Raw genomic sequence first — 12,057 nt, 5'->3', positions numbered from 1 at the left:
TTCCCGGCCCTCCCTCGTCAGCGGTGGTACGTGGACGGAACCCCGGTCGGCGGACCGGTCAGGAAGCGCGGTGGAACTTGGCGACGGAGCTGTCCTTGGCGACCTCGTCGGCGTACTGCTGGGCCTTCCTGATCCATTCGGCGGCCTTGAGTTCGCCGGTGAGCAGCTGGCTGGTGAGGCCGCCGAGCTTTTCGTCGGTCAGCTTCGGATACCACTCCTGAAGCTGGATCATCAGGAGGTTCTTTCCGCCCTCCTTGACGGCCTTCGCCGCGGACGCCAGACCGGGCGAGAGCTGCATTCCGTCGGTCGCGCCCTGGACGCTCGTCAGCGACTTGACCTTGGTGGCGAAATTCTGGGCGTGCTTCCTGGAAAGCAGGATGCGCAGCAGTTCCATGCCGCCGACGGGGTTCTTTCCGCCCTTGGCGACGATGAACGGCTCACTGGGCTCGGCGCGCAGGGTGCCGTGCGGCATCCGGTCGCCGCTGCCACCGTCGAAGAGCGGCCCGACGGCCATGCCGAAGTCGGCGGGGGTGGTGGGCGCGGCCTCGTTCTCCACCCAAGAGCCGTTGGGGATGAAGGCGGCCTTGCCGCGGGTCCAGGCGGTCTGCGCCTGAATGTGCGTCAGACCCTGACTGCCCTGGAGGAAGTAGCCCTTGGCGGCCAGTTCCTCGTAGTGCCCGATGACCTGCTTGACCGCGTCGTTGGAGGTCCAGGCGTGGGGTTCGAGGTTGTCGATGGCGATCCACTTGTCCAGACCGCCGATCTTGGCGATCTGCGCGAACACATTGAAGTGGACGTAGTACGGGTACTTCCCCGGATACGTCCAGGGGGCGATCCCGGCCTTCTTGATCTCGGCGCAGAGGCTGGTCATCTCGTCGAACGAGGTGGGGTACGCCCAGCCCTTGTCCTTCAGGAGCTTGCTGGAATACCAGGTTCCGTACACCGTGAAGGCGTAGTAGAAGACATCGAAGGCGTCCTTGTGCCTGCCCTTTTCGATGGTGCTCGGATAGAGCGTGTCCCGGACCTTCTTCTTCGGGTCGTCCAGCGACGGGGCGTCGAGGAGCGCGGTGAGATCCTGCAACTGCCCCTGTGCGGACAGCTTGTTCATATCCAGGTGGTCGGCGCCGGAGTTGTCGATGAGGTCGGGCGGATTGCCACCGGCGAAGCGCGGCTGGAGTTTGGGGCCGATCTGCTGGGTGCCGGTGTGCTTGACGGTGACGCCGTAGGTCTTGCCGTAGTCGGCCTCGGCGTCCTTGGCGTACTGGTCGCCCAGACCGCCCTTGAAGATGAAGGTCTCCAGCGGCGCCCCGTTCTTCACGCCGAGCGGATTCTTCGCGGAGGTCGCGCCCTTGTTCTTGATGCCGTCGTCCGAGCCGCCGCCGCCCCCGGTGGCGCAGGAGGTGAGGGCACCCATCGCCGGTACCGCGAGAATTCCCAGGGCCGCGGCCCGCTTGACCAGATCGCGGCGGCCTACTTCTGAGGTGGATCCCATGCTCAAGTCCTCGCCTTCTTCAGGACTTACGGCGGTGTACCGGAGCCACCCCGGCACCGCAGGTCAGGTGAAGCTGAGTGGTACGGGATGTGCACCGGGCGAGCCAGGGCTTGTCCGGCGGATCAGGCCCCGGGGACGCGCGAGGAATTCGTCCGCCCCGCTTTCCCCCCGGATTCCGGCCCTGGATCTGGTGTACGGCCGGTTTCGGACGCCGATAGGTATAGTCCACTTCCGGCCGAACCGGCAAGATCGGACACCGGGTTGGTCGGGAGTCTTTCCCTAGTTGAGACCTCCCCGGTATGTGCCCCGGGCATCCCCGCAAGGGGTTCCGGCGGAGGGTGGGCGGCCCGCCGGGGCGGTGCCGGACGCCCCGGCGGCGCCGGCGGTCGCGACACGGTCGATGCCCGCCCCACACACCCTTGACACCCGCCCCCGCGCGCACCTTACTTGTCTCTGCACTACGCAACTGACAACGATGTCAATCTCGTTGAGAGGGCTCGCGTGCGGCACAGACACCGGCACAGTCCCCTGCGGGCGCTCGCCCGCCCCGCCGTCCTCGCGGCGGCCGCCCTGCTCGTCGTCACCGCCCCTACCGCGACCGGCGCCGCCCACGCCGCGCCCCGGTCACCGCACAGCGCAACGGAGTTCCGCTCCTCCTTCGAACCGGGCCAGCCGGCGCCGGACTGGACCGACACCGTCGAGACCGGCCCGGACGGCCGCCCGAGGACCTCCGGCGTCGCCCCGGAGACCGCACCCGGCGCGCCCGGGATGAACACCGCGCCCGGCACCGGCCCCGCCGACTCCCCCACCGCCAAGCCGCACGCCGGATTCACCGGCGGCCACGCGCTGCGCTACGCCGGCACCCACACCGCCGCGGGCCGGGCCTACTCGTACAACAAGCTGTTCGCGGTGCACCTCCCCGTCACCCCCGCCACCACGCTCTCCTACATGCTCTTCCCGGAGATGGCGAAGACCGACCTCGACTACCCCGCCACCCATGTCGCGGTCGACCTGGCCTTCACCGACGGCACCTACCTGAGCGAGTTGGCCGCGACCGACCAGTACGGCGCGCCGCTGACCCCGCAGGGCCAGGCCGCCGCCAAGACGCTCTACGTCAACCAGTGGAACCACCGGGAGTCCCGGATCGGCGCGGTCGCCGCCGGGAAGACCGTCGCGCGCATCCTGCTCGCCTACGACGCGCCGCGGGCCCCGCGCACCGCGCCCGCCTTCCGCGGCTGGCTCGACGACCTCGCGATCGGCCCCAAGGCCCCGGAGAAGCCGGCCGCCCACCTCTCCGACTACGCGGTCACCACCCGCGGCACCCTCTCCAGCGGTGACTTCTCGCGCGGCAACACCTTCCCCGCGACCGCGGTGCCCAACGGCTTCACCTTCTGGACGCCGGTGACCAACGCCGGCTCCACCGACTGGCTCTACGAGTACGCGCGGCGGAACAACGCCGACAACCTCCCCACCCTCCAGGCGTTCGGCGCCAGTCACGAGCCGAGTCCCTGGATGGGCGACCGGCAGACCTTCCAGGTGATGCCGTCCACTGCGGCCGGCACCCCGGACGCCTCGCGCACCGGCCGCGCGCTGCCCTTCCACCACGAGCACGAGTCCGCCCGGCCGTACCGCTACGCGGTGACCTTCGACAACGGCCTGCGGACCGAGATCGCACCGACCGACCACGCGGCGATGATGCGGTTCACCTTCCCCGGCGCCGACGCCGACCTGGTCTTCGACAACGTCAGCGACAAGGGCGGCCTGTCCCTGGACGCCGCACACGGCGTCGTCTCCGGCTACTCCGACGTGCGCAGCGGCCTGTCGGCCGGCGCCACCCGGCTGTTCGTCTACGGCGTGGTGGACGCGCCGGTCACCGCGAGCGGGCGGTTGGCGGGAGGAGGGGGCAAGGACGTCACCGGCTATCTGAAGCTGCGGCCGGGCGCGGACCGCACCGTGACGCTGCGGCTGGCCACCTCGCTGATCGGCGTCGACCAGGCGAAGGCCAACCTCGCCCGGGAGATCCCCGACGGCACCTCCTTCGCCACCGTCCGGGACCGCGCCCGCGCCCAGTGGGACGCCCTGCTGGGCCGCGTCGAGGTGCAGGGCGCCACCCGGGACCAGCTGACCACCCTGTACTCCAGTCTCTACCGGCTCTACCTCTACCCCAACTCCGGTTCGGAGCAGGTCGGTTCGCGGCTCCGTTACGCCAGCCCCTTCTCCCCGCCGGCCGGTCCGGACACCCCCACGCACACCGGCGCCGAGATCGTCGACGGTGCGGTGTACGTCAACAACGGCTTCTGGGACACCTATCGCACCACCTGGCCCGCCTACACGCTGCTCACCCCCGGCCGGGCCGGCCGGATGGCCGACGGGTTCGTCCAGCAGTACAAGGACGGCGGCTGGATCTCCCGCTGGTCCTCGCCCGGTTACGCGGACCTGATGACCGGGACCAGCTCCGACGTCGCGTTCGCCGACGCCTACGTCAAGGGCGTACGGTTCGACGCCGCCGCGGCCTACGACGCGGCCGTGAAGAACGCCACCGTCGCCCCGCCCGCCGCCGGCGTCGGCCGCAAGGGCATGACCACCGCGCCGTTCCTCGGCTACACCAGCACCGACACCCGCGAGGGTGCGTCCTGGGCGCTGGAGGGCTACCTCAACGACTTCGGCATCGCGCGGATGGGACAGGCCCTGTACGCCAGGACCCACAACCCCCGCTACAAGGAGGAGTCGGCGTACTTCCTGGGCCGGGCCCGGAACTACGTGCGGCTCTTCGACGACCGCGTCGGCTTCTTCCAGGGCCGGGACGCCCGGGGCGGCTGGCGACTGCCGCCGGACCGCTTCGACCCCCGGGTCTGGGGCAACGACTACACCGAGACCAACGCCTGGACCTTCGCCTTCGCCGCCCCGCAGGACACCCGCGGGCTGGCCGACCTCTACGGCGGCCGGGCCGGCCTGGCGAAGAAGCTGGACGCCTACTTCGGCACGCCGGAGACCGCCGCGAAGCGGTTCGCCGGGTCCTACGGCGACGTCATCCACGAGATGACCGAGGCCCGCGACGTCCGGATGGGGATGTACGGGCACAGCAACCAGCCCTCGCACCACATCGCCTACCTCTACGACGCGGCCGGACAGCCGTACAAGACCCAGGCCAAGGTCCGCGAGGTGCTCTCCCGGCTCTACCTCGGCAGCGAGATCGGCCAGGGCTACCCCGGCGACGAGGACAACGGCGAGATGTCCGCGTGGTACGTCTTCGGCGCGCTGGGCTTCCATCCGCTGGTGATGGGCCAGGGCGAGTACGCGGTGGGCTCACCGCTGTTCACCAAGGCCACGATCCATCTGGAGAACGGCCGCGACCTGGTCGTCGACGCGCCCCGCAACAGCGCCCGGAACGTCTACGTCCAGAGCCTCCGGGTCAACGGCAGACCCTGGAACTCCACCGCCCTGCCGCACTCCCTGCTCGCCCGCGGCGGCACCCTGGACTTCGCCATGGGCCCGCGCCCCTCCCGCTGGGCCACCGGCCCGGACGCCGGACCCACCTCGCTCACCAAGGGCGACACGGTGCCCGCCCCGCCCTCCGACCTGACGATCCCCGACGGCGGCCCGCTCACCGACAACACCTCCGCCACGTCCGCCACGGTCACCCGCGCCACCTTCACCGTCCCCGCCGGCGCCACCGTCTCCTCCTACACCCTCACCTCCGCCACCGCCGCGGACGCACCACGGGCATGGACCCTGGAAGCCTCCGACGACGGCACCCACTGGACCACGCTGGACCACAGAAGCAACCAACGCTTCCCCTGGGCCCACCAAACCCGCCCCTTCACCCTCCCCACCCCCAGCACCCACCGCCACTACCGCCTCACCTTTCCCGAACCAACCACCCTGTCCGAGACCGAACTGCTGGGGCAGCAGGGATTGGTTGGGGCGGTGAAGCCCTGAGGGGTGCAATATCCCCTTTGACAGACAAACATCCTGTGCAAAGATTGGGCAAATACAGCGTCATGCCCTGTCATGGAACATGACGTCACACATGTCCAAACAAGTGGAGATTTACGTGGGTTTCCTTCCCCGCCGTAAGCGTGGCCGCGCGCTCACCCGGCTCGCGACCGCAGCGCTCGCAGCGACCCTGCTGGGCACCACCGCGGGAACCGCCGTCGCCGACAGTCCGGCGCCCCTTCCGGCGTCCCTGAAGAACGCCGACTTCGGCAAGCTGAAGTCGACCGCCCCCGAGGCGCCGAAGGCTCCCAAGAGCCGCATGTACTCCGCCCCGGGCGAAGTGAACGCCCCGTTCTTCCCCCTCACGGGCGTGGAGCGCGACGGTTTCCTGTACATGCAGGATTCGAACGGCAGCGGCTTCGACGAGCGCATGTTCAGGGGGGCCGACTGGGACGCCTTCAAGGCCGCCCAGCGGGTCGACCACAACAAGGACGGCTACGAGGAGGGAATGTACTTCTGGACCTTCGACGGTGAACTGGGCTACACCGACTTCGCCTCGGACGCCCGCAGGATCGGCGGCGGCTGGAACATCTACGACAAGGTCCTGTCCCCCGGCAACCTCGGCGGCGCCAAGGAATCCGACATCATGGCCGTCGACAAGTCGGGCGTGATGTACGTCTACCTCGCCCACCCCGACGGCAAGGTGGACCCGCGCATCAAGATCGGCGCCGGCTGGGGTGCGTACACCCAGATAGCCGGCCAGGGCGATCTGACCGGTGACGGCAAGCCCGACATCGTCGCCCGCGACGCCTCCGGCGTGCTGTGGCTCTACGAGGGCACGGGCAGCTACAAGGCCCCGTTCAAGCCGCGCAAGAAGATCGGCGCCGGCTGGAACACGTACAACTACCTGTTCTCCACCGGCGATGTGAACCGGGACGGCTACGCCGACCTGCTCGCCCGCGCCACCAACGGCGACCTGTACCTCTACAAGGGCACCGGCAACGCCCGCGCCCCGTACGCCAAGCCCGTCAAGATCGGCTGGGGTTACAACGCCTACCGCCTGATGTTCTGAGCCACGCTCCTCCCAATCGTCTGCGCGGAAAAGGTTGTACCGGCGGACGGAGAGCCGTTCGCGGTGTCGCCAAGGCAGTCGACAGATGAAGAACCCGTGACGGGGTGCTGAGCTCCGGACGGCTTCGGCGCGCTCCCATCGGGGGCGCGCCGTCGTCGTGCCGGACCTCCTTCGATCCCCTCCACGGAGAACTACCAGGCACCCGCCCAGGCCCCGAAGGCGATCAGCAACGGTGCCACCGGCGCCGGCTCGACCGCCGGACGCGGCCAACCCGGTCTTCACCCTCTTCGGGGTGGAGTCCTCCGGTGCCACCTACGTCCACGACGTCGACGGCTCCGGCAAGTTCACCGCCCGCCAGAAGGTCGACGACGACGGCGGCGTCCGCGCCGAACAGCAGGCGGTGGACAACGACGGCGACGGCATCGCCGACGGGGTCTGGCTCTGGCCCCCCGGCGGCGACCTGTACTTCGGCAACGCCGCCGCCCCGGACGGCGTCCGGATCGGCACCGGCTGGAACATCTACACCAAGCTGTTGTCCTAGCCGTTCGCCGCACGGCGCGAGGGCCGCACCCCCCTTCCGGGGAGTGCGGCCCTCGTGGCATGTCGTCCGTGACGCCTGCCGGTTACTTGCGGATCAGGCTCCGGAGCACGTACTGCATGATGCCGCCGTTGCGGTAGTAGTCCGCCTCACCGGGGGTGTCGATGCGGACCACCGCGTCGAACTCGACACCGGTGTCGGTGGTGACCTTCACCGTGCGCGGGGTGGTGCCGTTGTTGAGCTCCTCGACGCCGGTGAAGGAGAAGGTCTCCTCGCCGGTCAGGCCGAGGGCCTCGGCGCTGGCACCCTCCGGGAACTGCAGCGGCAGGACGCCCATGCCGATGAGGTTGGAGCGGTGGATGCGCTCGTAGGACTCGGCGATGACGGCCTTGACGCCCAGCAGCGCGGTGCCCTTGGCCGCCCAGTCGCGGGACGAGCCGGAGCCGTACTCCTTGCCGGCCAGGACGACCAGCGGGATGCCCTGCTCGATGTAGTTGCGCGAGGCGTCGTAGATGAACGACACCGGCGCGTCCGCCTGGGTGAAGTCGCGGGTGTAGCCGCCCTCGGTGCCCGGCGCGATCTGGTTGCGCAGGCGGATGTTGGCGAACGTGCCGCGGATCATGACCTCGTGGTTGCCGCGGCGGGAGCCGTAGCTGTTGAAGTCGCGGCGCTCGACGCCGTGCTCCGTGAGGTACTTGCCGGCCGGGGTGTCGGCCTTGATCGCGCCGGCCGGGGAGATGTGGTCGGTGGTGACCGAGTCGCCCAGCTTGGCCAGCACGCGGGCACCGGCGATGTCCTGGACCGGCTCCGGCTCCATCTGCATGCCCTCGAAGTACGGGGGCTTGCGGACGTAGGTGGACTCGGCGTCCCACTCGAAGGTGTTGCCGGTCGGGATCGGCAGCGCCTGCCACTGGGCGTCGCCCGCGAAGACGTCGGCGTAGGACTTGTTGAACATGTCCTCGCCGATCGCGTTCGCGACCACGTCGTTGACCTCGGCCTCGGTCGGCCAGATGTCCTTGAGGAAGACCGGGTTGCCGTCCTGGTCGATGCCCAGGGCCTCGGTGGTGATGTCCACCTTCATGGAGCCGGCGATCGCGTAGGCGACGACCAGCGGCGGGGACGCCAGGTAGTTCATCTTGACGTCGGGGTTGATCCGGCCCTCGAAGTTGCGGTTGCCGGAGAGCACCGAGGTGACGGCGAGGTCGTGGTCGTTGACGGCCTTGGAGACCTCCTCCGGCAGCGGGCCGGAGTTGCCGATGCAGGTGGTGCAGCCGTAGCCGACGAGGTTGAAGCCGACCTTGTCGAGGTAGGGGGTCAGGCCCGCCTTGTCGAAGTAGTCGGTGACGACCTTGGAGCCCGGGGCGAGCGTGGTCTTGACCCACGGCTTGCGGGTCAGTCCCTTCTCGACCGCCTTCTTGGCCACCAGGGCGGCGGCGACCATGACGTACGGGTTCGAGGTGTTGGTGCAGGAGGTGATCGCGGCGACGGTGACGGCGCCGTGGTCCAGCTCGTAGGTCGAGCCGTCGGGGGCGGTCACGGTGACCGGGTTGGACGGCACGCCGTTGTGGACGGCCGGGGCGTCGGAGGCCGGGAAGGACTCCACGCCGGCCTCGTCCACGCTGTCCACGTAGTTGCGGACGTCCAGCTTGAACTGCTCGGCGGCGTTGGCGAGGACGATGCGGTCCTGCGGGCGCTTCGGGCCGGCGATGGACGGGACGACGGTGGAGAGGTCCAGCTCCAGCTTCTCGGAGAAGTCCGGCTCGGCGGCCGGGTCCAGCCAGAGGCCCTGCTGCTTGGCGTACGCCTCGACCAGCGCGACCTGCTGCTCGCTGCGGCCGGTCAGCTTCAGGTAGTTCAGCGTCTCGTCGTCGATCGGGAAGATCGCGGCGGTGGAGCCGAACTCCGGCGACATGTTGCCGATGGTGGCGCGGTTGGCGAGCGAGGTGGCGGCGACGCCCTCGCCGTAGAACTCGACGAACTTGCCGACGACACCGTGCTTGCGCAGCATCTCGGTGATGGTCAGCACGAGGTCGGTGGCGGTGGTGCCCGGCTTGAGCTCACCGGTCAGCTTGAAGCCGACGACGCGCGGGATGAGCATGGAGACCGGCTGGCCGAGCATCGCGGCCTCGGCCTCGATGCCGCCGACGCCCCAGCCCAGCACGCCCAGGCCGTTGACCATGGTGGTGTGCGAGTCGGTGCCGACGAGGGTGTCGGGGTAGGCCTGGCCGTTGCGGACCATGACCGTGCGGGCCAGGTGCTCGATGTTGACCTGGTGGACGATGCCGGTGCCCGGCGGGACGACCTTGAACTCGTCGAAGGCGGTCTGGCCCCAGCGCAGGAACTGGTAGCGCTCGCGGTTGCGACCGTACTCCAGCTCCACGTTCTGGCCGAACGCGTCCTTGGTGCCGAACTTGTCGGCGATGACGGAGTGGTCGATGACCAGCTCGGCCGGCGCCAGCGGGTTGATCTTCGCCGGGTCGCCGCCCAGCTCCTTCACGGCCTCGCGCATGGTCGCCAGGTCCACGACGCACGGGACGCCGGTGAAGTCCTGCATGATCACGCGGGCCGGCGTGAACTGGATCTCCTGCGAGGGCTGCGCCTGGGAGTCCCAGTTGCCGAGGGCACGGATGTGGTCGGCGGTGATGTTCGCGCCGTCCTCGGTGCGGAGCAGATTCTCCAGCAGCACCTTGAGGCTGTAGGGCAGACGGGCCGAGCCCTCCACCTTGTCCAGCCTGAAGATCTCGTACGACTCGTCGCCCACCTGCAGCGTGCTACGGGCGTCGAAGCTGTTCGCCGACACGACAGTCTCCTTCAATGATTTCGCGCGTACCACCGCAATCCTGCCGTCACAGGTTCCTCGCCGATCCGCTAAGGTGAACCTAAGTTAGGTGCGCCTAACTAGTTACGGCAGCGGTACGCCTTCCGGCAGATATCTCGATGTCGAGATAACTCTAATACATCGCTGCTGCCGGGTCATGCCCCGACGGCCACTGTCCCGTCTCACTGAACTTTGATCGGGTCCGCAGTTGGTTGGCGGCGCCGAATTCCGAAGCGGGTCCGTAGCGAAGGATGTGTGACATGTACGAGACCTTCCGCTACCGCTACCTCCACGCCGGCGTGGGCCTGGCCGCCAACCTGTGCGCCGACGCATACCGGACGGACGTACCTCCACCCCCACCCGCCCTCCTCATCTACCGCTCCCTTTACCTGCGGCTGCCCGCGGACCGAACCCCGTACTGGCTGGAGGCGGCCTGGCTTGCCTTCGGGGCTTCCCTGCACGCCAAGCAGCTGGTCGACGGCCAGGCTCTGGTCCTCGACGTCGAGGCGTTCACGTACCCCGGCGCCGACTACCGCGCAGAGGTCGGTGCCCTCGCCCTCGACGGCTGGATCCACCGTCGCTTCGGGCTCGCCCCCTGCGGTGCCTCGGTCACGTACGAAAGGCCCTCCCACCGCTTCACCTTCACCTGGCCGAGCCCGGTCGCCCCCTTCGCCGACGAGCTCCCGCCCCCAGGCCCAGCCTGAGTTGCCGCCACCGGCGAGCGCTTCCACCGTGTTCGAGACGGCGGCGCTGTGGCCGGCAAGCCCCCGCTCCACGATGACATCCATGATCAGCACGCCGTCCTTACCACCCTTACCACTGCCTGCCGATGCGGTACCTCGGCGCCCAGACCTCCCTGACCAGCTGCGGACCCCATCAAAGTTCAGTGAGATCGGTCAAGGTTCCGTGAGACGGGACGGCCACTGCGCTGCGTCCCGGCCGCCCGGCCCGGGAGGCGTCCGGGCTCAGTCGCTCCCGTACGCGGCAAGCGTCCGGTCGATCGCCGGGCCGAGGAAGGCGCGGGGCAGCTCGGCGCGCCGGAGCGGCCAGTCCGCGCGGTGGGCCTCCGGCGCCCCGGCCGTGCGGTCCGGCGACGGCGGCGGGGTGCCGGGCAGGACGGCCAAGGCCCGGCGCTTGCTGACGAGGGTGCCGTCCCGCAGGGGCACCGTGGCCCGGGCCAGGGTCAGCAGCCCGAGGGGTCCACCCAGACGTCCCGCAGCCAGTACTCGGGGCGGGCCAGCGCGGGCCGCCAGAATCCGCGCAGGTCGGCGAGGGCGAAGGCGGTCAGCCGGGCGTCGGTCACCGGGGGCACGAGCGCGGCGGGGCCGTCGCCGTACAGGACCAGGCCGAAGGTGTGGGGTTCGCGGCGGGTGACGGGGTGAGCGGGCGGTGCGTCAACTCCCCGTGCGCCCAGGCGAGATGGGGGTGCTCGGGGTCGTCCGGCGCGGTGGCGTCCGGGTAGCCGCAGTGCAGCGCCCGGGCCGGCGGACCACCGGTGGCGGCGAGCCGCCGGTGGAGCTCCGTCAGGCCGCGCTCCTCCTCCGCGGCGGCGGGGCGGTCGAGGACCGCGACCAGGTCGGGGTCGCCGCGGCCCTCCTGATGGTCGCCGCCGGCCAGCGAGCCGTGCGCCCAGAGCGCCCGCAGCGGCACCCGCTCCCGAAGGCCCGTCAGGAAGGCGCCGAGCCGGGCGGCGGTGGCCGGCGGCGGCTCCGGCCGGTGCCCGCCGATCGGTGTCCGCAGCGCCGCCTCCCGCCCCGGCCACCGCAGCGGCCCGCCCGAACCCCCGTCCCCGCTCCCGTGCCCCATCCGCGCCGGCGCCGACCGCCCGCCCGGGCCCGGCTCATCCGCCGTCCAGCCCGAGCCGTACCACCCGCACGATCTCCTCGTCGGTCAGGCCCAGGTGGCGCGCCTCGGCGATCAACCGCTCGGCGGTCTCGCCGAGACGGGCGCGGGCCGGGGAGGCGGCTCCGGTGACCACCGCGCCGCGGCCGCGGCGGAGTTCGATCAGCCCCTCCTCCTTCAGCCGCTGGTAGCCGCGCAGCACGGTGTGGACGTTGACGCCGAGGGAGGCGGCCAGCGCGCGGGCGGCGGGGAGGCGCTCCCCGGCGCGGACCGAGCCGTCGGCGATGGCGCCGCGGACCGAGGCGGCGATCTGGTCGCCGAGCGGGACGGACGAACCGGGGTCGACACGGAACAGCACG

Annotated in this window: 9 protein-coding genes; 4 read left to right on the top strand and 5 right to left on the bottom strand. The window is 70.3% G+C overall.

Going from position 1 to position 12,057, the window contains the following annotated elements; all coding sequences use genetic code 11:
* Positions 1-58: 58 nt before the first annotated feature.
* Positions 59-1,492, bottom strand: a complete 1,434-nt coding sequence (gene ngcE / locus K2224_RS35530; RefSeq protein WP_221911229.1) for an N-acetylglucosamine/diacetylchitobiose ABC transporter substrate-binding protein — start codon at positions 1,490-1,492, stop codon at positions 59-61.
* Between the two features lie 501 nt (positions 1,493-1,993).
* Here ngcE and K2224_RS35525 point away from each other — a divergent pair.
* The 3 genes from K2224_RS35525 to K2224_RS35515 all read left to right on the top strand — a co-directional run bounded on the left by K2224_RS35525 (position 1,994) and on the right by K2224_RS35515 (position 7,041).
* Complete coding sequence (locus K2224_RS35525; RefSeq protein WP_221911228.1) at positions 1,994-5,431, top strand: GH92 family glycosyl hydrolase; 3,438 nt, start codon at positions 1,994-1,996, stop codon at positions 5,429-5,431.
* 115 nt (positions 5,432-5,546) lie between these two features.
* A complete protein-coding gene (locus K2224_RS35520) occupies positions 5,547-6,500 on the top strand; it encodes a VCBS repeat-containing protein (protein WP_221911227.1) in 954 nt (317 codons plus the stop codon).
* A 232-nt stretch (positions 6,501-6,732) separates the two neighbouring features.
* Positions 6,733-7,041: a hypothetical protein gene (locus K2224_RS35515; protein WP_221911226.1), complete on the top strand. Its 309-nt coding sequence runs from the start codon at positions 6,733-6,735 to the stop codon at positions 7,039-7,041.
* 82 nt (positions 7,042-7,123) lie between these two features.
* Here K2224_RS35515 and acnA read toward each other — a convergent pair whose 3' ends face one another.
* Positions 7,124-9,838 (bottom strand): aconitate hydratase AcnA, encoded by a 2,715-nt coding sequence (gene acnA, locus K2224_RS35510; RefSeq protein WP_221911225.1) that lies wholly within the window; start codon positions 9,836-9,838, stop codon positions 7,124-7,126.
* Between the two features lie 278 nt (positions 9,839-10,116).
* On the opposite strand from acnA, the gene K2224_RS35505 reads away from it, so the two are divergent.
* Entirely contained in the window at positions 10,117-10,560 is a 444-nt protein-coding gene (locus K2224_RS35505; RefSeq protein ID WP_221911224.1) for a hypothetical protein, read from the top strand.
* A gap of 261 nt (positions 10,561-10,821) precedes the next feature.
* Here the strand turns inward: K2224_RS35505 and K2224_RS41510 are convergent, their stop codons facing one another.
* The 3 genes from K2224_RS41510 to K2224_RS35495 all read right to left on the bottom strand — a co-directional run bounded on the left by K2224_RS41510 (position 10,822) and on the right by K2224_RS35495 (position 12,056).
* Positions 10,822-11,022 carry a hypothetical protein gene (locus tag K2224_RS41510; protein WP_313904823.1) on the bottom strand — a complete coding sequence of 67 codons (201 nt, stop codon included), beginning with the start codon at positions 11,020-11,022 and terminating at the stop codon, positions 10,822-10,824.
* Positions 11,023-11,155: 133 nt separating this feature from the next.
* On the bottom strand, positions 11,156-11,662 hold the full coding sequence (locus K2224_RS41505) for a hypothetical protein (protein WP_313904822.1): 507 nt from the start codon (positions 11,660-11,662) through the stop codon (positions 11,156-11,158).
* 34 nt (positions 11,663-11,696) lie between these two features.
* The gene (locus K2224_RS35495; protein WP_221911223.1) at positions 11,697-12,056 is read right to left on the bottom strand and encodes a GntR family transcriptional regulator; all 360 of its coding nucleotides are present in this window, start codon (positions 12,054-12,056) and stop codon (positions 11,697-11,699) included.
* Position 12,057: the final 1 nt, after the last annotated feature.

The organism is Streptomyces sp. BHT-5-2, assembly GCF_019774615.1.
Taxonomy (GTDB): Bacteria; Actinomycetota; Actinomycetes; order Streptomycetales; family Streptomycetaceae; genus Streptomyces.
Note: the sequence above shows the minus strand (reverse complement) of the source record. Positions and strands in the feature narration are given on the sequence as shown.

What these genes read in the sequence shown, in the direction of transcription:
- K2224_RS35505 (WP_221911224.1), top strand. Translation starts at nt 10,117, where the DNA reads ATGTACGAGACCTTCCGCTACCGCTACCTCCACGCCGGCGTGGGCCTG.
- K2224_RS41505 (WP_313904822.1), bottom strand. Translation starts at nt 11,662, where the DNA reads ATGGGGCACGGGAGCGGGGACGGGGGTTCGGGCGGGCCGCTGCGGTGG.
- ngcE (WP_221911229.1), bottom strand. Translation starts at nt 1,492, where the DNA reads ATGGGATCCACCTCAGAAGTAGGCCGCCGCGATCTGGTCAAGCGGGCC.